The organism is Streptomyces sp. NPDC005574 (assembly GCF_040605435.1).
Lineage (GTDB): Bacteria > Actinomycetota > Actinomycetes > Streptomycetales > Streptomycetaceae > Streptomyces.
The window spans coordinates 166,114-186,765 of sequence record NZ_JBEXCW010000005.1 but is presented as its reverse complement, the minus strand read 5'-3'; the positions used below and the strand labels follow the sequence as shown (position 1 = coordinate 186,765).

The following is a 20,652-nucleotide window of genomic DNA, read 5'->3' as shown; positions in this document are numbered from 1 at the left end:
GCCGCGCACCGGGGCCGCGCGCGCCCGGACCGGCGCCTGTGTCACTCGATGCGCCGGGCAACTGAGCCGGTGAGTGCGGCACAGCCGGAATTCGTGGAAGCGATGAGTCTGCCGACCTCCGCGGGTCTACAACCCGACCGAGACAACTAAGGCATCAGGAGTACGTCATGGGCCTCATCCACGTCGAGCTGTTCGCCACCCTCGACCTCGTCGGGCAGGCGCCCGGCGGCCCCGACGAGGACCCGGAGGGGTTCCCGTTCGGCGGTTGGCAGGCACCCCTGCTGGACGAGGTCGCGGGGGCTCAGGTCCTCGCCGCATACGAGGACACGGACGCGCTCCTCCTGGGCCGGCGGACCTACGACATCTTCGCCGCCTACTGGCCGCACCAGAAGGGCGGCCCGGACAACGAGATCGCCACGCTGTTCAACAGCGTCCCGAAGTACGTGGCCTCCCGCGGCACGCCCGACCTCTCGTGGGCCGGGTCCACACAGCTCGGCCCGGATCTGCCCGGCGCGGTGCGCGAGATCCGCGACCGGCACGAGCACGTGAGGGTCGTCGGAAGCCTGGACCTGGTGCAGACCCTCCTGCGCGAGAAGCTCTTCGACCGTCTCGACCTCTGGGTGCACCCGATCGTGCTCGGCGTCGGGAAGCAGCTGTTCGACGGTGGCGCGGTGCCCACCAACCTCACCCTCCTCCAACCGCCGGTGGCCAACGCCAAGGGCACGGTCTACCTGCGCTACGGCCTTGCCGAAGGCACGCCCGCTACGGGGGACATGACCGCACCCGATCGCGGTACCGGGCGCGACGACTGAACCCGGCAGCTACAGGTCGAGGACCGCACGGAGGGCGTTGTCGACGAGTTCTTGCTGCTCGGAGCCGATGTTGCCGTGCAGCGTGCCGGTCTCGAAGCGAAGGGCGGACAGCTGAAGGAGGTTGACGGCGACGAGGGAGGCGTCGACCGGGGCGGTCAGGTGCACGCTCATCGCCGTGTCGGGGTGCTGCGCCGGAGCGTGGAGCACCAGGGCCACGACGGCACCGTACGCCTCGGCGAGCCCGTCGAGGCTGACGACCAGAACCGTGCGGGTGCCCTTGCCGGTGTCGACGTCCCAGACGTCGCCCTTGCGGACGGTCACAGGGCGTCGCCCTCGCCCGCGAGGTCGAGGGGCGCGAGGGAGGTGAGCCTGCGGGCGGCATCGAGCGTCATCTGCCGCCGTACGGCTCGAAGGATGTAGTCGTTCAATGACGGGGAACCGGCTGCGGCGTCGCGCAGCTGCTTGTCCATGGCGTCGGGAATGCGCAACGTGATGGCGGTCATGACGTCAATTCTAGTGGCACCGATGACGTCAGGGTAGTCATGCGGAGGCCCGCGAGACAGCGAACCTCTCGGGCTGCAACCGGACGTGATCACTGGGCGACGTAGCCACCGTCGACGGGCAGTGCGACGCCGACGACGAAGCCGGCGCCGGGGCTGCACAGCCACAGGACGGCCTGAGCGATCTCGTCGGCGGTTCCCAGCCGGCCGATGGGCTGGCCGGCCTCGGCCCGGGCGCGGTCCAGCTCTCCTCTGGAGATCATGTCGCCGACCATGGGGGTGTCGATGGTGCCCGGGCAGATGGCGTTGACGCGGATGCCACGGGGCGCGTACTCGAGGGCGGCGCTGCCGGTCAGCCCGATCACGCCGTGCTTGGAGGCGTGATAGGAGGCGCGGCCGGGGATGCCGACGAGTCCGCCGAGCGACGAGCAGTTGACGATGGCGCCGCTGCCCTGGGTGCGCATGTGGCGCAGTTCGTGCTTCATCGACGCCCAGATGCCGCGCAGGTTGATGGCGTTCACCTTGTCGAAGACGTCGGCGCTCTCCTCGGCGGCGTCCGCCGGCGGGATCTGGACGCCCGCGTTGTTGTAGGCCATGTCGAGGCGGCCGTAGGTCTCCACCGTACGGTCGACGGCCGTGGCGACCTGGTTCTCGTCCGTGACGTCGCAGACCAGGGCGAGGGCCCGGTGGCCCGCGTCGGTGAGCGTCTTCGCGGCCTTGTTCACGGCGGCTTCGTCGATGTCGGCCAGGGCCACGGCGGCACCGGAGGCGGCGAACGCCGCGGCGGTGGCCAGGCCCATGCCGGAACTGGCGCCGGTGACGAAGGCGACCTGCCCGGTGAAGTCGTACGTGGGGTTCATGGAGGTCTCTCCAACTGGGTTGACGCGGTGCGGATTTCAGCGGGTGGTTGTCACCGGAGGCCGGGACGTTCGCCGACTGGTCGCCTCCGTGCGCTCGGCGACGATGCGTGCCGGGCGTGCGGTGCCGCCGAGGGCGAGTGCGGTGAGCGGAAGCAGCGTGAGGGCGGCGGAGACGGTGCCGACGAAGGCGGGGCCGGTCAGGCCGAGGGAGGAGTCGAGGGCGCGGCCGGCGAGGGCGGACCCCGCGGCGATTCCGGTGTTGTAGGCGGAGGTCGTCAGGGCCGAGGTGAGAGTGGGGGCGTCCCCGGCGAAGCGAACGGCGAGGGAGGTGACGACCGGGTTGACGGTGAAGCCCGTCAGCGCCATGAGGAAGACCAGGACGACGGCCGCCACCGGGCTGTCCGACAGCCGGATCAGCATCATCAGTGTGACGGCGGTGGCCGCGGCGGCGGTGATCGTCGTCGCCATGGGCCGCCGGCCACCGAAACGCCCGCCGACGGCGTTCCCGCCCAGCGCGCCGATACCGAAGGCGATCAGGACGACGGGGACGACACTCTCCGCGATGCCCGCGCGGTCGGTCAGCAGCGGCGTGAGATAGGTGTACGTGGCGAGGACACCGCCCATGATCAGGACTGCCGCGGACAGGGCCAGCCACAGGCGGCCCTGCCGCAGGGCGCGGATCTCGGCCCGCACCGACACCTCGGCCTGCCGCCTGGTCGTGGGGACGAACCGGCCGACGAGCACGGCGGCGAGACCGGACAGCACGGCCAGTGCCCAGAAGGGGCCGCGCCAGCCGGTGACCTGGCCCGCGAGGGAGCCGATGGGCACGCCGATGACGTTGGCCAGGGTCAGGCCGCCCATCATGACGCTGACGGCGCGGGTGGAGTTGCCGGGACCCGCGGCGGCGGTGGCGATCACGAAGCCGACGGCCCAGAACGCGCCGGTGGCCAGGGCGGTGACCACCCGAGCGGCGAGGACGATCGTGAACGAGGTACCGAGTGCCGCGACGACGTGTCCGAGCGAGAAGACGGTGAGGGCCAGCACGAGCGTCCTGCGCTGTGGGAGGCGCAGGGTGGCCATGGCCATGACCGGCCCGCCGACGATCATGCCGACGGCGAAGGCGGTGATCAGCAGGCCGGCCTGGGAGACGCTGACGTTCAGGTCGCCGGCCATCTCGGGGAGCATGCCGGCGATGACGAACTCGGTGGTTCCCATCAGGAACGTGCCGACCGCGAGTACCCGGACGACGAAGGGCAGCTTGCCGGTGACGGATCCGGCTGCTGAGGACATGGGGAGCCTCTTTCCTTGAGGGAGGGCGTGCGCGCGGTCAGGGAGCGGCTTCGATCGTGATCCGCTCGGCCCGGGCCAGTCGGTCGGGGTCGGTGTCGATGTGGCCGAGGACGAGGAGCTCGGCGGAGGCGGCGGGGCCGCGCCGATGGAAGAGGGCGAGGTTGCCCCAGGGCGCGTAGTAGGCGATGTCCCCGGCCTCGGCCGCGACCGGCTCGGGGGCGCCGGCGGTGTCGAGCCTGCGCGGCGGGTACGCGATCCGCTCCGTGCCGTGGAAGTCCTCCAGCTCCAGGGTGAGGGGAAGGAGGGTGAGCAGGTCCCGGGCGGTGGGGCCGTCGTTCAGGGTCGCGCCGGCGGGCCGACCGTCGAGAGTGACACGGATGTCCATGGCCCTGCTCCTGTCGGTGTGGGTCGAGGTGGGGGACGCCGGCGTCGTCCGCCGCGCCGCCGGCGAGGGCGCGGACGACGGGACGGCGTCCGGTGAGGGATCGGAGCAGGCGGTCAGTGCCAGCAGCAACGCGGCTGCCGGGACGGCGCGGAGCAAGGCCCCTCGGGGTGGGGCGGGCAGGGGCGTCGTCTTGCGGCCGACCATGGGGGTCGCTTTGCGAGCGGCCATGGGGGTCGCTTTGCGAGCGGGCATGGGTGTGGTCTTCCGGCCGGGCATGGGTGTGGCCTCGCGGGCGGGCAGGGTGTCGTCTTCCCGTCAGTCCGGCAGCGGTTCGGAGTAGTGACGGAACCCTTGGCGTTCGGTGTGCAGCGCGTACAGGCGCTCGGCCAGGAAGGCGGGGCTGGAGTGCTCCGCGTCCGGCCGGATCGCGCCGGGGACGATCAGCTGGGCGGCATGGATGTTCTCCGCGGCGAGCGCGTCGTGGAGCATCGCCGCGTACGCGCTCTCGGCGGCGAACGCGATCGAGGTGCCGGCCCGCTCCGGGTGGGGCCGCACGGCGCTGGCGCCGTTGACGAACAGCAGCGTGCCGCGGCCGATCGCCCGCATACCGCGGAGGACGGCGTTCACGCAGGTGACGGGGCCCTTGACCGAGAAGGCCAGCGGGTCCTCCAGGTCGTGGGCACGCGTGTCGAGGACCGGCTTCATGAAGTCGGCTCGCGGCACCGGGCTGAACTGCAGGATCTCCACCGGCCCCAGGTCCTGGGCCGCCTTCCGCAGAGCCGTGGTGAGGGAGGTGGCGTCGAGGACGTCGGCGGTGTAGCCGCGGGCCTGGACGCCGTCGCCGTCCAGGTCGGCGACGAGGCTGTCGAGGTGTTCGCCGCTGCGGGACAGCAGAGCGACGGTGTGTCCGGCGGCACCGAAGCGAAGGGCGCAGGCCAGCCCCAGACCGGGGCCGGCGCCGACGAGGGCGTAGGTGGTCATGCTGGTACTCCTGAGAGCGAGTCAGGCCCGGGTCGGCCGCACGGGCGGCCCGCCGAGGACGAGGGCACGGTGCGGGGCGGGTCAGGGCCTGAGGAGGGCCTTGATGGCGCGGCGTTCGTCCATCGCCTGGTAGCCCTCGGCGACCTGGTCCAGCGGCAGGGTCAGGTCGAAGACCTTGCCCGGGTCGATCCTGCCGTCGAGGACGCGGTCGATCAGGTCGGGCAGGTAACGGCGTACGGGGGCGGGGCCGCCGCGCAGACCGACGTGGGAGAAGAACAGCTCCTGACCGTCGACGGCGACGTCATGGGGGACGCCGACGAAACCGACGCTGCCGCCCGGGCGGGCGGTGTGCAGGGCCTGCCGCATGGCCTGGGCGGTGCCGACGCACTCCAGCACGCTGTCCGCGCCTATCCCGCCGGTGAGGTCCTTGATCCGGGCGATGCCCTCCTCGCCGCGTTCGGTGACGATGTCGGTGGCGCCGAACTCCCGGGCGAGTCGCTGGCGTGAGGCGTGGCGGCTCATGGCGATGATCCGCTCGGCGCCCATCTCCCTGGCGGCGATCACCGCGCACAGGCCGACGGCACCGTCACCGACCACCACGGCGGTGGAGCCCGGCGTGACCTGGGCGGCGTCGGCGGCCCACCAGCCGGTGCCCATGACGTCGGAGACGGCCAGCAGGCTGGGCCACAGCTCCTCGCCGGGCACCTGGTCGGTGGCGACCAGGGTGCCCTGCGCGTTGGGGACGCGGATGTGGTCGGCCTGGCACGTGCTCATGAACTCGCGGTGCAGGCAGTTGGACTGGAACCCGTTGCGGCAGTTCGCGCAGGTGTTGTCGGAGGTGGCGAACGAGCCGATCACGAACTGCCCGGGCCGGACGGTGGTGACCTCGGCTCCGACCTCCTCGACGAAGCCGACGTACTCGTGGCCCATCGGGTGCGGATCGCCGATCGGCTCCAGGCCGCGGTAGGGCCACAGGTCGGAGCCGCACACACAGCTGACGGCCGTGCGGATGATCGCATCGGTGGGATGGAGGATCTTGGGGTCGTCCAGGGTCTCGAAACGGACGTCACGGGGGGCGTGGATCACTGCGCCGCGCATGTGGAGGTTCCTTTGCGTACCGGGGCGTGCGTGCCGGGTGGACCGGCCGTCGCCGTGTGCAAGGCCAGAGGGGCGCCGTCCGCCTGCTCCGCCTTCAGGGCCGGGCGGACAGCACCACGCCATCCAGGTAACCCGCTCCCGGTCCCCGCAGCGAGTCACCGTCAAGAGGTGTACCGGCAGTACACCCCTGCGGCCGCGTGCGGCACGTACCGTCGAAGGCGTGAACAACCAAGCAGAGGTCCGCGAGTTCCTCAGCTCGCGGCGAGCGAAGATCACCCCCGAGCGGGCGGGCCTGCCTGCCGGCGGCCGCCGACGCGTTCCCGGCCTGCGCAGAAGCGAGGTCGCGGCGCTCGCGGACATGAGTGTCGAGTACTACGCCAAGCTCGAGCGCGGCAACCTCGCCGGCGTCTCACCCGCCGTCCTGGAAGCCGTCGCCCGCGCCCTCCAACTCGACGACGCCGAGCGCGCCCACCTGCTGAACCTGGCGCAGGCCGCCGACGGCTCCGACGCCCTCACCCGCCCCCGGCGCCGCACGGGCCGCGCGTGGACACCGCACCGCAGCCTGCAATGGGTCCTCGACGCCGTCACCGAGGGCCCCGCCTTCGTCCGCAACGGCCGCATGGACATCCTCGCCGCCAACCAGCTCGCCCGCGCCTTCTACGCCGACGTCCAGGCCACCCCCGGCAACCAGGCCAACCTGGCACGCTTCAACTTCCTCGACCCGGCCTCCCGCCGGTTCTACCCCGACTGGGACCAGGCGGCCGACGTCGCCGTCGCCATCCTGCGTACCGAGGCCGGCCGCAACCCCCACGACAAGGACCTGCACGACCTCGTCGGCGAGCTCTCCACACGCAGTGACGCGTTCCGCACCCGCTGGGGCGCCCACAACGTCCGCCACCACGGCACCGGCACCAAACGCTTCCACCACCAGGCCGTCGGCGAACTCACCCTCGCCTACGAGGGCCTGGAGATGGCCGCCGAACCCGGCCTCACCCTCACCGTCTACACCGCCGAACCCGGCTCCCCCTCGGAGGAGGGCCTGCGCCTCCTCGCCTCCTGGGCCGCCACACAGGAGGGGCGGACGATCGCCCGGCAGGCACCGCGGATGACGTCACCACGCAACGAGTGAGATCGCGGCGCGGGCGCGACCACGGCGGTGACTCCGGACGTCAGTGCGCTGCGCGGGGAGCGGGCACCGGGCGGCGAGACCCGGAACGCCTGTACGCGCCGCGGTGAAGCACTTGCTCAGATACGGCCGGCCCGACTCCCCGATGCGTGGCGGTTCAGCTGCCACTCCCGCATCCCCGAGACACGCCCGCCCGCCGTCCGCACCGCCCGGGAACTCCCGCCCCGGCTCGGGGGAGTGCACAGGACGGGAGCCCGCCTTCCATGTTCCTCGCCATCCGGGTCCACGGCTCTTCGAGACCCCGCTCGACCTGACGGCTGACGCACCCGTGCGCCTGCCGCGGCGGCCCGTCGTGGCGGCCAAGCCGCGCTGGCAGGTTCCCGCCGACCCTGCCGAGCGCGACGCACTGACCCGCCCGGCGGAGTCCTGCCCTGACACCACGGTCGGCTACGAACAGGGACCGCGGTCACCGTGGCCGGCGCATGACGCCGGGCGGCGTTCCCACCCTTGGAGAGGGTGGGCTGGGCACACCGCCTGGGGCCCCCAGGCCCCGTCGTCGACGAAGCAGCCGTGGTCGTTGCGCAGGGTGGCGGTGTCCGGGTCGTTGTTCCACACATACGCGCGGCGGCCCTGGCAGAGGTCGCTGCGGGTGTCACGCCCCTCACCGGCATGGATCCGGACCGTGGCGCGGCCCGCCAGACGGTAGTGGTCGATGGGGTGCTTGTGAACGGACTCGTCCCTCAGGGTCCAACCGTCCAGGTTGACCGCGTAGCGGGAGGTGTTCGTCAGCTCCACCCACTCCTTGTTCAGCGAGCGGTTGGAACCGCACGCCGGGCGCACCCACAGGCGAGGTCACCTGTCCGGACCCCGGCGGATGCGCTCGACGCCTTCTCGGCCGACCATCGGCAACAGTGCACGCGTCGCGCCGAGATGCCCGTGCTGCCCGAGGAGGCGACGATCGTATGGTGACTCAGCAGCCCTGGGGCGGCAGCGGAGGCCCACCGGCCCCGGTCGAGTGGCTGCCCGCGCTGGACATCCCCGCTCCGGAACACCAGAACAGGCTGACCGTGCTGTTCCGGGCCCTGCTGCTGATCCCGCACTTCATCGTGCTGTTCGTGCTGTCGATCGCCGCCTTCTTCGCCACGGTGGCGGGCTGGTTCGCGGCCCTCGTCCTCGGCCGGCTCCCGGACCCCATCGCCGAGTTCCTGACCCACTACCTCGGCTACCGCGTGCGTGTGGTGGCCTCGCTCATGCTCCTCACTGGCAGCTATCCGCCGTTCGCCCTCACACCGCCCGACCTCCCGGTCCGCATCGAAGTGCGGCCCGGTCCGCTCAACCGGCTCGCCGTCTTCTTCCGCCTGATCCTGATGATCCCCGCGGCGATCGTGCAGAGCCTGGTCGGCTCGGGCTGGTGGGGGCTTTCCTTCATCTGGTGGCTCATCACCCTGATCCTCGGCCGGATGCCCGGCCCGCTCTTCGAGGCGACCGCGGCGACGCTGCGCTACATGACCCGCTTCGACGCGTACACGATGATGCTTACTTCGGCCTACCCGAAGAAGCTCTTCGGTGACCGCGCCGAGGCGGTCGGCGTGCCCGTTCACTCGGCGACACGACCGCTGCTGATCTCGAGCGGCGGACAGGCCCTGCTCGTCCTCTTCCTCGTCGTCGGGATCATCGGGGCCGTCACCCCGAGTTTCACCACCTCCTCCGACTCCTGGGACTGGGAAGCCGCCACGCCGGCCGCTCACCGCTGACGGCAGCACATGAACGGACGGGGCGGCGTCCGCCACAGAGGCGGAACCCGTGGCGGACGTCGACCCGTTGCCGCCGGGCCACCGAACCCGTCGTCCCGCCACCGTCGGCCCAGCGTGCTCCCGCGTCCACCAGCCGGTAGTCCGTCGTCGGCCGGCCCAGACGCCGCCCCGACGCCCTGCTCGCCGACCGCGGCTACGACCACGACAAGTACCGGCGCCTGCTCCGGCAACGCGGCATCCGCCCGGTCATCGCCGAACGAGGCACGGAACACGGCTCTGGCCTCGGCGTTTTCCGTTGGGTGGTCGAGAGGACGATCGCCTGGCTGCACGGTTTTCCGCCGCCTGCGGATCCGCTGGGAACGACGCGACGACATCCACGAAGCCTTCCTCGGCCTCGCGACCTGCCTCATCACCCACCGCCACGTCCAACGCCTTTGTTAAGGACCTCTCAGCCAGGAAGCGCGGCCGGCGCCGTCGTCAGCAGTTGGCCCATGGCCGCCAGGACGGACGGCTCGACCCGGTAGTAGACCCAGGTGCCGCGCCGCTCGGAGGTGAGCAGACCGGCCTCCTTGAGCTTCTTCAGGTGGTGGGAGACGGTCGGCTGGGAGACCCCGACGTCGGAGATGTCGCACACGCACGCCTCTCCGCCCTCGTGGGAGGCGACGGCGGAGAACAACCGTAGCCGCACCGGATCGCCCAGCGCCTTGAACATCCGCGCGGCCGTCTCGGCCTCCTCCGCGCTGAAGGGGCGCTCGGTCAGCGGCGGGCAGCACGCTGTCACGCCACCGGACGCCTCGGGTTCCAGCAGGGGCAGCGCCTTCGTGTTCGACATGCGTCTATGTTGACATACATCGAACCAATGAGATGGGGCCCATCTTATTTCGATGAATGTCTATGTTGTCACCTGTCGAATCAGGCGCCATGCTAGCCGCGCAAGCCATCGACAGATGTCGAAACACCGAGGAGTCGACCGTGAACGCGCCCGCCACCACAGACCTGCCCGTAGACCTGCCCGTCATCGTGATCGGAGCAGGCCCCGCCGGGCTCGCCGCCGCCGCTCACCTGGTCGATCGCGGCATCACTCCCCTGGTCCTCGAAGCAGGCCGGTTCGCGGGAGCGGCGGTGCGCGAGTGGGCCCATGTGCGCCTGTTCTCGACCTGGGGCGAGGTCACCGACCCGGCCGCCGAGAAGCTGCTGGCCCAGGCGGGATGGAGGAAGCCTGACGCGACCACCTACCCCTCGGGAGGGGACTGGGCCGAGCAGTACCTCCAGCCGCTCGCCGACGTCCTCGGCGAGCACGTGCGCTACGGCGCCACCGTCACCGGTGTCTCCCGTGCGGGCCGGGACCGGATCGTGGACGCCGATCGCGAGGCCCAACCGTTCGTCGTGCACGTCGCCCACGCCGAGGGCTGCGAGGAGCGACTGTTCGCCCGCGCGGTGATCGACGCCTCGGGCACCTGGAGCACTCCCGGCCCGGCCGGCGGCAGCGGCCTCCACGCCCTGGGTGAAAGGGCCGCCTCGGACCGGATCACCTACCGCGTACCAAACCTGAAGGACCCAGCCGTGCGCGCCCGGTACGCGGGCAAGCACACCGCGGTCATCGGCGCCGGTGCCTCCGCGTTCACCGCGCTCGCCTGTCTCGCCGACCTCGCCGCGACCGGAGACGGTACCGGCACCAAGGCGGTCTGGGTCCTGCGCCGCGGCATCTCGGGGTCGACCTTCGGCGGCGGCACCGCCGACCGGATTCCCGCCCGCGGCGCCCTCGGCCTCGCCGCGAAGGCCGCGGTCGACGACGGCCACGCCGACGCGGTCACCGGGTTCCGCACCCATGCCGTCGCGCGCGACGAAGCAGGCCGCCTGGTCCTCGTCGGCGAGGACGGACGCCGCCTCGAACCGGTCGACGAGGTCATCGTCCTGACCGGCTTCCGCCCCGACCTCTCCTTGCTGTCCGAGATCCGACTCGGTCTCGACGACCGCCTCCAGGCCCCCACCGCCCTGGCCCCTCTCATCGACCCCAACCAGCACTCCTGCGGCACCGTCCACCCCCACGGCGTGAACGAGCTCTCACACCCCGACAAGGGCATCTACCTGGTCGGCATGAAGTCCTACGGCCGCGCCCCCACGTTCCTCGCGATGACCGGCTACGAGCAGGTCCGCTCCGTCGCCGCCGCGATCGCCGGGGACCAGGAGGCCGCCGAACGCGTCGAGTTGATCCTGCCGGAGACCGGAGTCTGCGGTGGAGCGGGCCTGTTCGACGACTCCGAGGCCGCCCCGGCCGCCGACAGCGGCGGCTGCTGCGCGGCTCCCACCCCTCTCAAGATCGGGACCGGCGCCCCGGTGGCCGCCGGCGGCTGCTGAACCCGCAGGGTGCGATCGGCAGGGCCCGAGAACACCGCACCCGCCGCCTCCCCGAGGACACGGAACGACAACTCCCGGCGAGCAGACCGTTTTTCGTCCCGTCCGGGGGTACACGAGCGCCGAACCCCACTGGAGAGCGGCGTCAGGAGTGCCATGCGCGTGCAGGTCGGATACTTCAGGACCAGGTCACTCAGGAGACGCCTGCACCGCTGTGCCCGTGAGGTGTTCGGCTGGGAGAGTCTGCGTCCGTCCCAACTCGACGCCATGACGGCTGTGATGGAGGGCCGCGACACCATCGTGGTGATGCCGACCGGCGCGGGGAAGTCAGCCGTGTACCAGGTGCCCGGCGTGCTGCTCCCGGGGCCGACCGTCGTGGTCTCCCCCCTGATAGCGCTCCAGCGGGACCAGGTCGCCCATCTCACCCGTGTCAAGGGATCCAGCGCCTCGGCCGTCAACTCCGCGCAGCGCCCACGGGACAACGAAGCCGTGTGGGAGCGCGTACGCGAAGGCAGCCTGGACTTCCTGTTCGTCTCGCCCGAACAGCTCGCGAAGGACGAGGTGCTGGAGCAGATCGCCGCGGCCGCACCCGCGCTGATGGTGGTCGACGAGGCGCACTGCGTGTCCTCGTGGGGATACGACTTCCGGCCCGACTACCTGTCCCTGTGCCATGCGCGCGACCGCATCGGCCGGCCTCCGCTCCTGGCCCTCACCGCCAGCGCGGCGGCCCCCGTGCGGGCGGACATCGTGGAGCGGCTCGGCATGCGCGAGCCGCACGAGGTGGTCGCGGGGTTCGACCGCCGCAACATCACGCTGGAGGTCGTACGGCACCGGGAGAACGCGGGAAAGCGCCGGTGGGTGGTGGAACGGGCGGCGGCCGAGGCCAAACCGGGCATCGTCTACGCGGGAACGCGACGGGAGGCCGAGGAGTACGCGCAGGAACTGTCGGCGCTCGGGTTCGACAGTGCCGCTTACCACGCGGGGCTGCCGGCGGCGGAGCGCTCCCGGACGCACGACCTCTTCCGGGACGGTGAACTCGACGTGGTCGTGGCGACCTCCGCGTTCGGGATGGGCATCGACAAGCCGAACATCCGCTTCGTGCTGCACGCGTCGGTCCCGGGTTCCCTCGACACGTACTACCAGGAGATCGGGCGGGCGGGCCGCGACGGACAGCCGTCGACGGCGATCCTCGCCTACCGGCCCGAGGACCTCGGCGTGCAGCGCTTCCGGACGGGCGCCCACCCCGACCCGGAGGTGCTGGGCGGGCTGATCGACGCGGTGCGCGAGCACGGGGGGCCGGTCACGGCGACCCGCCTGCGCGAGGGCACGGGATTGTCCCAGACATCGCTGACGTCGATGCTGCACCTGCTGGAGGAGGCCGGAGCCGTGACGACGGAGAAGCGCGGCGGCGTGCGGCCCGTGACCGGAGCCCGGCGGGACGTCTGCGTCCGCGAGGCGGTGCGGATCGCCTCCGCACGGGTGGACCTGGAGCGTTCCCGGGTGGAGATGATGCGGGCGTACGCGGAGACCAACGGCTGTCGACGGCGCCACATGCTCGGATACTTCGGCGAGAGTCTCGCGGAGGGCGACTGCGCGGGCTGCGACAACTGCGGCCGTACGCAGGAGCGGGAGGAGGTCACCGTCCGGCCGGGAGACATCCTGTCCGGTACGGGCCCGGGCCCGGGCCCGCTGGAGACCATGGCGGCCGACGGCGCCTTCTCGCCCGGGACGCGGGTGCGGCACAGCGTGTGGGGCGAGGGCGAGGTGATGAGCGAGGAGGGGGACCGGATCACGGTCCTGTTCGAAAGCGTGGGCTATCGCACCCTGTCTCTCGCCGCCATCGAGGCGCGCGGCCTGCTGACGCCGGTGCCGCCGGCCGTGCCTACGGGCTGACGCCACCACGGCGTCGCCGGTCGGCGGGGCGCACCGCTGCGGCTCCGGTCCGCGCGCTCACGGCCCGGTCGCCGGCCGGGATGTCGTACGGCACACATCACGGCGACAACGGCGCCCCCGCGACGATTCGGCGGGGCTGGCCGACGTATCGTCAGCCCGGTAGCTCACCCAGTGCGGGACGAGGGAGTCGTCATGCATGTCTTCGTCGCCGGCGCGACCGGCGCCGTCGGCAGTCTGCTCGTGCCGATGCTGCTGGAGGCCGGACACACCGTCACCGGGACCTCCAGGTCACCGGCCGGAGTCGAGCGGATCGAACGCCTCGGAGCGACCGGACTGCGGGTGGACGCGCTCGACGCGGAGAGGTTGCGGGGCGCGGTCCGCGCGGCGGCTCCGGAAGCCGTCGTCCACCAGCTCACCGACCTCTCCGGCGCGGACGCGGCGGCCAACTCCCGCATCCGCCGGGAAGGTACGAGGAACCTGGTGGATGCCGCGAAGGCGGCGGGGGTCGGCCGGGTCGTCGCACAGTCGATCTCCTGGGCGTACGGCCCGGGTGACGATCCGGCGGACGAGGCGGTGCCGCTCGACAGCACAGCCGCTCAGCCACGAGCCCGGATGGTCGCCGCTGTCAGGGCCCTGGAGGAGACCGTGGCCGAGGTGGAGACAGCGGTCGTGCTGCGGTACGGCCTGCTCTACGGCCCCGGCACCTGGTACGCGCCGGGCGGTGCTTTCGCAGCGGCGCTGGCGGGCGATCGGTCGACGCCGTTTCTGGGGAGCACCGCGGCGAATGACGCGGTGGGTTCCTTCGTCCACGTCGCCGACGCGGCGGGGGCCGCCCTGGCCGCGCTCGACTGGCCGGGCGGACCGGTCAACGTCGTGGACGACGAGCCCTCCCCCGCCCGCGTGTGGCTGCCCGTCCTGGCCGAAGCGCTCGGCGTGCCCGCACCCGCCCCGGAGGCGGGCCGGCAGGACTGGGAGCGCGGCGCGCTCAACGGGCTCGCCCGAAGCCGGGGTTGGCGGCCCGCGTGGCCGACCTGGCGGAACGGCTTCGCCGCCCTGCGTCTCCCCTCGTGACGTGAATGGTGCCCGCCCGCCCTCTGCGAGGAAGGCGGGCGGGCCACGGCGGGGCCGGTGATGTCAACTGGTCGTGCAGGCGGCGCCGTTGAGGCTGAAGCCGGCGGGCTTGGCGAACGTGCCGGAGTAGGCGCCCTGGAAGCCGAAGGACGTCTGGCCACCGGGCGCGATCTGCGCGTTGTGGGCGAGGTTGTTCGCCCTGACCGTTCCCGAGGACGCGGAGAGGCCGGCGTTCCAGCTGCCGGTGATCTGCTGTCCGGCCGGCAGGGTGAACGCCAGGCTCCATCCGTTGAGGGGCGAGGAGCCGGTGTTGGTGACGGTGACGTCGGCGGTGAAGCCGCCCTGCCAGACGTTGGTCGCGTAGGTCACCTTGCAGGCTGCCGAGCCACCGGGATCACCCGGGTTGCCACCGGTGTCGACGGTGGAGGAGAAGGAGGTCACCGCGAGCCCGGCGCCGCCCTGCCAGGGTTCGAAACCGGCCTGGACACTGGTGAGATACCAGCTGTTCTGGGCCAGTCCGCGGGAGACGGCCTGACGGGCGAAGTCCATGACGTCGAAGGTCCAGCCGCTGATCGCCGTAGGGGCGACGAAGGACAGCACGTCGTTGGATCCGTTGTTGCCGGACCACACCTGCCACTGGCGTCCCGCGACGGTGGCCGTGCCGACCTGCGATCCCACGGGCTGCACGGATCCGACCTTGTTGAACCACACCATGATCTCGGTGCGGTTCACGCCGTCGGTGCGGGGCGTGGGGTCCAGCCAGATGTCGTAAGCGGCGTCGTACACCGCGTTGTTCACGTAGCTGTAGGAGATGCTGGTGGGCGCCGCGGAGATGGTGCTGAGCCGGGCGGGGAGGTTCGTGCCCGGTGAGCAGTTGGTGTAGTGGCAGCCGTTGAAGACGGACGGGTAGGACTTCGGTGCTCCGTTCGTGGGCACCGAGCCGTCGGCCTGGGTGACGCGGAATCCGGAGTCCGAGGCGGTGACGCACTGGGGGTCGCTGGTTCCCCAGCGGTTGTTCTGGACGACGTAGCGGCCCTGGATCGTCGTCGATCCGAACTGTTCGCAGATGACGGTGTCCGCTCGCGCCGCCGAGGCGGTCGTCAGCAGTGCGGCCAGTGAGACGAGCGTGGTGAGCAGGGCGCCGAACAGGCCGCGCGCCCTGCGGACATGGTGCGGTGACGGTCGCATACGGGTTCCTTCCGAAGGGGTGGGGGAGTTGACGCGGAGCACTTCCGCAGGCACTTTTTTGGGAGCGCTCCCAATCCCTCGGTTCGGCAGGGACTTTAGAGAAGCGACATGCACCTGACAAGACTGTGGACAGGAACGTGTCCCAGCCTTTTAGAACCTGCCAGGCAGGCGCGGTGCGCGCCACGCGGGGGCATTCTCCTCTTGGGAGCGCTCCCGACCTGTAGTGCCGGCCCTCCGCGCTCAGGCGGACTCGCGCACCACCAGATCCGTGCGGAGGATGACATGCCGCCACGCCACGGCGGGCTCCTTCATCTCTTCGAGAAGCAGCCGGACCATGGCCCGCCCGATCTCCTCCAGCGGCTGCCGCACCGTGGTCAGGCGCGGCTCGGTCCGCTCGGCCAGCGGAAAGTCGTCGAACCCGATCACGGCGACGTCGTCGGGCACACGCCGTCCCGCCGCGCGCAGCGCCTCCAGGGCCCCCACCGCGGTGGTGTCCGACGCCGCGAGAACGCCGTCGATCTCCGGGTGACGCCCGATGAGTTCGGCCATGGCACGTCGACCGCTCTCCTGCGTGAAGTCGCTCTCGGCGACCCAGGACGGATCGGTCGGCAGACCGGCCGCGGCCAGTGCCTCCTGGTATCCGCGCAGCCGGCAGCGCGCGACATGCATGTCGAGGGGGCCGGTGATGGTGGCGATGCCGGTGCTGCCCCGGTTCAGCAGATGGGAGACGGCGTCGCGGGCGCCCCCGACGTTGTCCGCGTCGACGTAACTGATGCGTTCGTCGCCCGACCGACGGCCCAGCAGCACGGTCGGCAGCCGGGCCGCGGCGAGCATGTCGGGCAGCGGATCACCCGCGTGCACGGACACCAACAGGGCTCCGTCGACCCGCCCGCCCCGCGCGTACTCGAGGAAGCGCTGCCGCTCGGCGTCCGAACGGACCAGGGTCAGCAGCAGTTGCATTCCGGTGTCGGCCAGCGCGTCCCCGAGCGAGTTGACGATCTCGGAGAAGAACGGCTCCGCGAACTGCCTCCAGTCCGGCTCCGCCAGGACGAGTGCGACGGCGTCGGCCCGCCGGCCGGCCAGCGAGCGTGCTGCCAGATTGGGCACGTACCCCAGTTCCTCGATGGCTCGCTGCACGGCCCGGCGCGTCGACTCCTTCACGCCGGCCGCGTTGTTGACGACCCGGGAGACCGTGCCCCGTCCCACCCCGGCGTGGGCGGCCACCTCCTCCAGCGTCGGCGCGCCAGGGCGCTCCCTGCCCATGACCACCTCCCCCTGAGATCACCGATCTTACGACTCGGAAGGAGGCCGGCACACGGTTTCTCCGGCCACGCGGCGCCCGCCCGAGGGGCCTCACTCAGGACGTCCTGCAAGATCACAGGTGAGGCGGGGATCGCTCGACGTGCCCCGATCTGCCCGCACCGGATGCCTCCCGCCTGATCGGTGCGGCGGAAAGGGGCCCGGCGGCGGCACCCTGCCGGCAGACCGGCCCGAGAACGGACTCGCACCGCAGGCATGACCCGGCGGCCTTCGCTCACCCCGAACTGTCCCACTCCCCCGGCTCGTTCGCTGTTCGGCTCGCCTCCACACGTCCCCGCCCGGTGTTCACCCCTACGACCGGCACCCCTCACGTGGAGGGTGGTGGCCGCAAGGTCACTGTGCCGCCGGCCCCGCGAGGGCGTCCAGTTGCTCCTTCGACCACGAGAGCCTGCCGGCTCGCAGGTCTTCGACCACCGCGTGCACCCATGCCAACTCCGCGGTCGTCACGGCCCGCAGGTACTCGGTCTCGAGAACGGTGATACGGGGCAGCCCCTGATCGGCCTCCGCTGCGGCGGCCGCCGCCAGTGCGTCGAGCTTCTCCGTGAGGGCCTCCACTCGCCGCTCCAGCACGTCCACCATCTCCTCGGGGGTGAGCAGCAGCAGATTCGAGAGCGCGGCCGGGAACTCCGGGAACTCCTGCTTGGGTGCGGAGAGCATCTCCTCCAGCCAGGTACGGGCTGTCTCGCGCCCCGCGTCAGTCACTTCGTAGACGGTTCGCTCGGGGTACAGCTGATCGCGCCCGGTCTCGCGGACCGCGATCAGCCCGTCGCCGTTGAGTCGTTCGATGGTGCGGTAGAGGCTCGCACGCTGCCTGACGTTGACGACCTGCTCCTTGCCCCAGTCCTTGACCAGCCGCTGAATGCCGTACGGGTGCAGCGGCTTGTAGTGCAGCAGAGCCAGGACGGTCAGGGCGAGGGGGGAACTGCGGGGAGCGGATGCGGTCATGGACCTGATTTTAGCCCCGCGAGAACTAGTTGACGAGAAACTAGTCTCAATGCGACTATCGAAGCGTCAGTGCGACGACACCCACCCGAAGGGAACCACCGAGATGCCCGTCACCGAACGCGTCCACTCCGACAACGGCCTCGTCAAGCGCCTGGGCAACTGGACCCGGGCCGGCCACTTCGAGGTCAGGGCCCGCCATGGCGCGGCGGTCCTCGACCTTCGCTCCCCCGACCTGCCCGACGAGGTCGAGATCCACCTCGACATGGACCGGGCCATGGTCAAGCTGCTCGTCGACGAGGACACCTCCATCGACCACTGGAACCTGAAGTGGCCCGCCAAGGGCAAGATCAAGGACTCGCAGTCCTCAACCACCAGCGCCGCGGCGACCGGCCGCCGTGTCCTGCTGTCCGGCTCGGCGACGAACAGCGAGATCCGCGTCCACCGCGGTGGCATCGCGACCCTCTCCGCGATGTTCTCCCGCGCGTACGCCCAGGATGTGCTCCGCGCACACAGGACCGGTGGCACACCGACGGTCGACGCCCCTGCAAGGGGGTACCGGTCATGACCCATGCCGGAAAGGTCCGCACCGCACTCGTCATCGGCGGCGGTATCGCAGGGCCGGTGGCCGCCATGGCCCTCCGCCAGGCAGGTATCGAGGCCACCGTCCACGAGGCGTACGACTGCACGGCCGACGGAGTCGGGGGCGGCATGACCATCGCCCCGAACGGACAGGACGCGCTTGACGCGATCGGCGCCGGTCACATCGTCCGCGCCATCGGCACACGGGTCACCGCCATGGGGTTAAGGAGCTGGACGGACAGACCCCTCGCGCAGTTCGCCCCTCCCTCCCGCCTCCCGTCTCTGCAGTTCGTCTGGCGCGCCGATCTCTACCGTGCGATCCACGACGAGGCGCAGCGCCGCTCTGTCCCCATCCACCACGGCAAGCGGCTGACCGGCATGACGGACACCGCTTCCGGCGTCACCGCGCACTTCGCCGACGGTACGCAGGCGAGCGCCGACATCGTCATCGGCGCGGACGGCATCCGCTCCAGAGTCCGCTCCCTGATCGACCCGACCGCACCCGAGCCGAACTACGCCGGGCTGCTCTGCTTCGGAGCACGGATGCACCGATCGGGGATGCCTTCCACCAATGGCGTCATGTACATGTGCTTCGGTAAGCGCGCGTTCTTCGGTTACCAGGTCTTCGACGACTCCTCGGCGGTGTGGTTCGCGAACCTGCCCCACCGCGTCCCGATGACAGTCGCCGAGGCCCAGGCGATCGGGGCGGGGGAATGGATGCGCACCCTGCTGACCGCCTTCGCCGGCGACCGCACCCCGGCCCTACAGATGATCAGCCGTACCGACGTGGGCCAACTCCTCGTCACCGGCCCGATGGAGAACATGCCAGGGGTCCCGACGTGGACCCGCGGCCGCGCGACTCTGATCGGTGACGCCGCCCACGCCGCCTCGTCCAGTTCCGGGCAGGGCGCCTCCATCGCCGCCGAGAGCGCCGTAGAACTGGCGCGCTGCTTGCGGGACTTGCCCTACCAGCAGGCTTTCGCGGCGTACGAAGGACTGCGCCGCCCCCGCGTCGCACGCATCATCAGGCTCGGTGCCCGCACGAACAGCAACAAGACCGCGGGCCCGGTCGGCCGCGCACTGCGGGACCTCGTGATGCCGGTGGCCATGAAGCTGATCGACCCGGAGAAGACGGCCTGGCAGTTCGACCACCACATCGACTGGGAGGCGAAGGCGGTCCCGCCCACGTGAACTCCCTTCCGTCCTCGGCCACGGCGCCGGAAGCGGCCGCCGGTGTGCGGATCCGGCGCCGCGCCCGGCGCTTGACGCGCCGGGTCCGATCGGTCACCGACCGGTGAGGGGCGATCGTCAGGCCGTCCGTGCGGCGGCCCTGGCCTTGACGTGGGCGACGTAGCGGACGGTGAAGAGCATCGGCACGACGAAACCGGCGATCTGGACGAGCGTCGCGGCGGTGGAGTGCGCGTGTCCGCCGTGTTCCAGCACGGCGAGGACAACGGCGGTCAGGACGAACGCGGCGGTCCAGACGGCGGTGATGACGACGTTGACGCGGATGAACGCCTTGACCCCCCACATCTCGCGAGGAGTGGTCCGCTTGGCGATACCCAGGGTGAACGGCGTGCCCATGGCCAGGGAAACTCCGGCGATGACGGCTAGGGTGCCCGCCGAGAGGGCCGCGGAGTAGGTGTGCACGCCCGAGTCGTGGCGGGTGAAGGCGATGACGGCCAGTACGGCGAAGAAGACCGCGGAGCCGGCTTCCATGACGAGGGCGTCCGGGCCGACGCCGGAACGCACCTGCTCCGCGATGACCACCACGGCGATCACCAGCGCGGCCAGCGCCGCCCACTGCCAGTAGCCCGCAGGGACCACGGCGAAGACGATCCACGGCAGGAAGGTGCGCAAGTAGGACATGGTCTCCCCCATTTGTTATGCCCGTTGTGACATGTCGAAACTAGAAGGTTCGAAGGTGACATGTCAATAGTGGAAGGTGGCTGCTACAGTCGGGACCATGAGCCTCCGACATGCGCTCCTCGGTCTACTCTCGGAGCACTCCGCCAGCGGATACGACCTGCTGAAGCTCTTCGACACCTCGTTGGCCAACGTCTGGCCGGCCACCCAGAGCCAGATCTACACGGAGTTGACGAAGCTGGCCGCCGCCGGACTGATCACCGTGGCGGCCGAAGGGCCTCGTGGACGCAAGGAGTACGCCCTCACCGAGGAGGGGCTGGCCGAACTGCGGCACTGGATGACGGAGACCAGACCCCAGCGAGTCCTGCGCAGCGACATCTTGCTGCGGGTCTTCTTCCTCGGCGTGCTCACACCGCAGCAGGCACGCTCCTACCTGGACGAACTCGCCGGGATGTCCGAGCGGGAGTACGACAATCTGCGGCAGCTCATGCAGTCCGTCGACTGGGGTGACGACCATCTCGCGGTGTACGGCCGCATCGCCCTGGAGTACGGCCTTCGCTTCAACACGATGCGCCGCGAATGGGCGGAATGGGCTGCGGCACAGATCAAGTGACGCCTGCCGGGACCGC

General features: G+C 71.1%; 21 protein-coding genes and 2 pseudogenes. 10 read left to right on the top strand and 13 right to left on the bottom strand.

Annotated elements, in window-relative coordinates; translation table 11 throughout:
• The first annotated feature begins 167 nt into the window (after positions 1–167).
• Positions 168–812, top strand: coding sequence for a dihydrofolate reductase family protein (locus tag ABZT03_RS06020; protein ID WP_356034071.1), 645 nt, complete (start codon positions 168–170; stop codon positions 810–812).
• 9 nt (positions 813–821) lie between these two features.
• Here ABZT03_RS06020 and ABZT03_RS06015 read toward each other — a convergent pair whose 3' ends face one another.
• From ABZT03_RS06015 to ABZT03_RS05985, 7 genes are all read right to left on the bottom strand, one after another.
• Positions 822–1,133: a hypothetical protein gene (locus tag ABZT03_RS06015; RefSeq protein ID WP_356034068.1), complete on the bottom strand. Its 312-nt coding sequence runs from the start codon at positions 1,131–1,133 to the stop codon at positions 822–824.
• On the bottom strand, positions 1,130–1,315 hold the full coding sequence (locus tag ABZT03_RS06010; protein WP_356034065.1) for a hypothetical protein: 186 nt from the start codon (positions 1,313–1,315) through the stop codon (positions 1,130–1,132). The genes ABZT03_RS06015 and ABZT03_RS06010 overlap by 4 nt, the downstream gene beginning before the upstream one ends.
• Positions 1,316–1,404: 89 nt before the next feature.
• Positions 1,405–2,172 carry a glucose 1-dehydrogenase gene (locus ABZT03_RS06005; protein ID WP_356034063.1) on the bottom strand — a complete coding sequence of 256 codons (768 nt, stop codon included), beginning with the start codon at positions 2,170–2,172 and terminating at the stop codon, positions 1,405–1,407.
• 36 nt (positions 2,173–2,208) lie between these two features.
• The gene (locus tag ABZT03_RS06000) at positions 2,209–3,462 is read right to left on the bottom strand and encodes an MFS transporter (RefSeq protein WP_356034059.1); all 1,254 of its coding nucleotides are present in this window, start codon (positions 3,460–3,462) and stop codon (positions 2,209–2,211) included.
• Positions 3,463–3,499: 37 nt separating this feature from the next.
• Entirely contained in the window at positions 3,500–4,075 is a 576-nt protein-coding gene (locus ABZT03_RS05995; protein WP_356034057.1) for a cyclophilin-like fold protein, read from the bottom strand.
• Between the two features lie 87 nt (positions 4,076–4,162).
• A complete protein-coding gene (locus tag ABZT03_RS05990; RefSeq protein WP_356034055.1) occupies positions 4,163–4,828 on the bottom strand; it encodes an SDR family NAD(P)-dependent oxidoreductase in 666 nt (221 codons plus the stop codon).
• 81 nt (positions 4,829–4,909) lie between these two features.
• On the bottom strand, positions 4,910–5,926 hold the full coding sequence (locus ABZT03_RS05985; RefSeq protein WP_356034053.1) for a zinc-dependent alcohol dehydrogenase family protein: 1,017 nt from the start codon (positions 5,924–5,926) through the stop codon (positions 4,910–4,912).
• Positions 5,927–6,146: 220 nt separating this feature from the next.
• Here ABZT03_RS05985 and ABZT03_RS05980 point away from each other — a divergent pair, with 220 nt between their 5' ends.
• Positions 6,147–7,055 (top strand): helix-turn-helix transcriptional regulator, encoded by a 909-nt coding sequence (locus ABZT03_RS05980; RefSeq protein ID WP_356034051.1) that lies wholly within the window; start codon positions 6,147–6,149, stop codon positions 7,053–7,055.
• Between the two features lie 444 nt (positions 7,056–7,499).
• Here the strand turns inward: ABZT03_RS05980 and ABZT03_RS05975 are convergent.
• Positions 7,500–7,874, bottom strand: a pseudogene (locus ABZT03_RS05975) (lamin tail domain-containing protein); the annotation flags it as partial.
• A gap of 140 nt (positions 7,875–8,014) precedes the next feature.
• Between ABZT03_RS05975 and ABZT03_RS05970 the strand changes: the two are divergent.
• Positions 8,015–8,806 carry a DUF4389 domain-containing protein gene (locus ABZT03_RS05970; protein WP_356034049.1) on the top strand — a complete coding sequence of 264 codons (792 nt, stop codon included), beginning with the start codon at positions 8,015–8,017 and terminating at the stop codon, positions 8,804–8,806.
• A gap of 149 nt (positions 8,807–8,955) precedes the next feature.
• Positions 8,956–9,247 (top strand): annotated as a pseudogene (locus ABZT03_RS05965) (transposase); the annotation flags it as partial.
• 7 nt (positions 9,248–9,254) lie between these two features.
• Here the strand turns inward: ABZT03_RS05965 and ABZT03_RS05960 are convergent.
• On the bottom strand, positions 9,255–9,638 hold the full coding sequence (locus ABZT03_RS05960) for a metalloregulator ArsR/SmtB family transcription factor (RefSeq protein WP_356034047.1): 384 nt from the start codon (positions 9,636–9,638) through the stop codon (positions 9,255–9,257).
• Between the two features lie 140 nt (positions 9,639–9,778).
• Between ABZT03_RS05960 and ABZT03_RS05955 the strand changes: the two genes are divergently transcribed.
• The 3 genes from ABZT03_RS05955 (at position 9,779) to ABZT03_RS05945 (ending at position 14,125) form a co-directional block, all read left to right on the top strand.
• On the top strand, positions 9,779–11,164 hold the full coding sequence (locus tag ABZT03_RS05955) for an NAD(P)-binding domain-containing protein (protein ID WP_356034045.1): 1,386 nt from the start codon (positions 9,779–9,781) through the stop codon (positions 11,162–11,164).
• 153 nt (positions 11,165–11,317) lie between these two features.
• Positions 11,318–13,054: a RecQ family ATP-dependent DNA helicase gene (locus ABZT03_RS05950; protein ID WP_356034043.1), complete on the top strand. Its 1,737-nt coding sequence runs from the start codon at positions 11,318–11,320 to the stop codon at positions 13,052–13,054.
• A 192-nt stretch (positions 13,055–13,246) separates the two neighbouring features.
• A complete protein-coding gene (locus ABZT03_RS05945) occupies positions 13,247–14,125 on the top strand; it encodes an NAD(P)-dependent oxidoreductase (protein ID WP_356034041.1) in 879 nt (292 codons plus the stop codon).
• 63 nt (positions 14,126–14,188) lie between these two features.
• Here ABZT03_RS05945 and ABZT03_RS05940 read toward each other — a convergent pair whose 3' ends face one another.
• The 3 genes from ABZT03_RS05940 to ABZT03_RS05930 form a co-directional block, all read right to left on the bottom strand.
• Positions 14,189–15,313, bottom strand: a complete 1,125-nt coding sequence (locus tag ABZT03_RS05940) for a cellulose binding domain-containing protein (RefSeq protein WP_356034039.1) — start codon at positions 15,311–15,313, stop codon at positions 14,189–14,191.
• 240 nt (positions 15,314–15,553) lie between these two features.
• A complete protein-coding gene (locus ABZT03_RS05935) occupies positions 15,554–16,576 on the bottom strand; it encodes a LacI family DNA-binding transcriptional regulator (RefSeq protein WP_356034037.1) in 1,023 nt (340 codons plus the stop codon).
• A 390-nt stretch (positions 16,577–16,966) separates the two neighbouring features.
• Positions 16,967–17,578, bottom strand: a complete 612-nt coding sequence (locus ABZT03_RS05930) for a PadR family transcriptional regulator (RefSeq protein ID WP_356034035.1) — start codon at positions 17,576–17,578, stop codon at positions 16,967–16,969.
• 49 nt (positions 17,579–17,627) lie between these two features.
• Between ABZT03_RS05930 and ABZT03_RS05925 the strand changes: the two genes are divergently transcribed.
• Together ABZT03_RS05925 and ABZT03_RS05920 are read left to right on the top strand one after the other, a co-directional pair.
• Positions 17,628–18,143: a hypothetical protein gene (locus ABZT03_RS05925; RefSeq protein WP_356034033.1), complete on the top strand. Its 516-nt coding sequence runs from the start codon at positions 17,628–17,630 to the stop codon at positions 18,141–18,143.
• A complete protein-coding gene (locus ABZT03_RS05920; protein ID WP_356034031.1) occupies positions 18,140–19,348 on the top strand; it encodes an NAD(P)/FAD-dependent oxidoreductase in 1,209 nt (402 codons plus the stop codon). The genes ABZT03_RS05925 and ABZT03_RS05920 overlap by 4 nt, the downstream gene beginning before the upstream one ends.
• A gap of 117 nt (positions 19,349–19,465) precedes the next feature.
• On the opposite strand, the gene ABZT03_RS05915 is transcribed toward ABZT03_RS05920, so the two are convergent.
• A complete protein-coding gene (locus tag ABZT03_RS05915; RefSeq protein ID WP_356034029.1) occupies positions 19,466–20,026 on the bottom strand; it encodes a hypothetical protein in 561 nt (186 codons plus the stop codon).
• A 97-nt stretch (positions 20,027–20,123) separates the two neighbouring features.
• On the opposite strand from ABZT03_RS05915, the gene ABZT03_RS05910 reads away from it, so the two are divergent.
• Positions 20,124–20,636, top strand: coding sequence for a PadR family transcriptional regulator (locus ABZT03_RS05910; protein ID WP_356034027.1), 513 nt, complete (start codon positions 20,124–20,126; stop codon positions 20,634–20,636).
• The last annotated feature ends 16 nt before the right edge of the window (positions 20,637–20,652 follow it).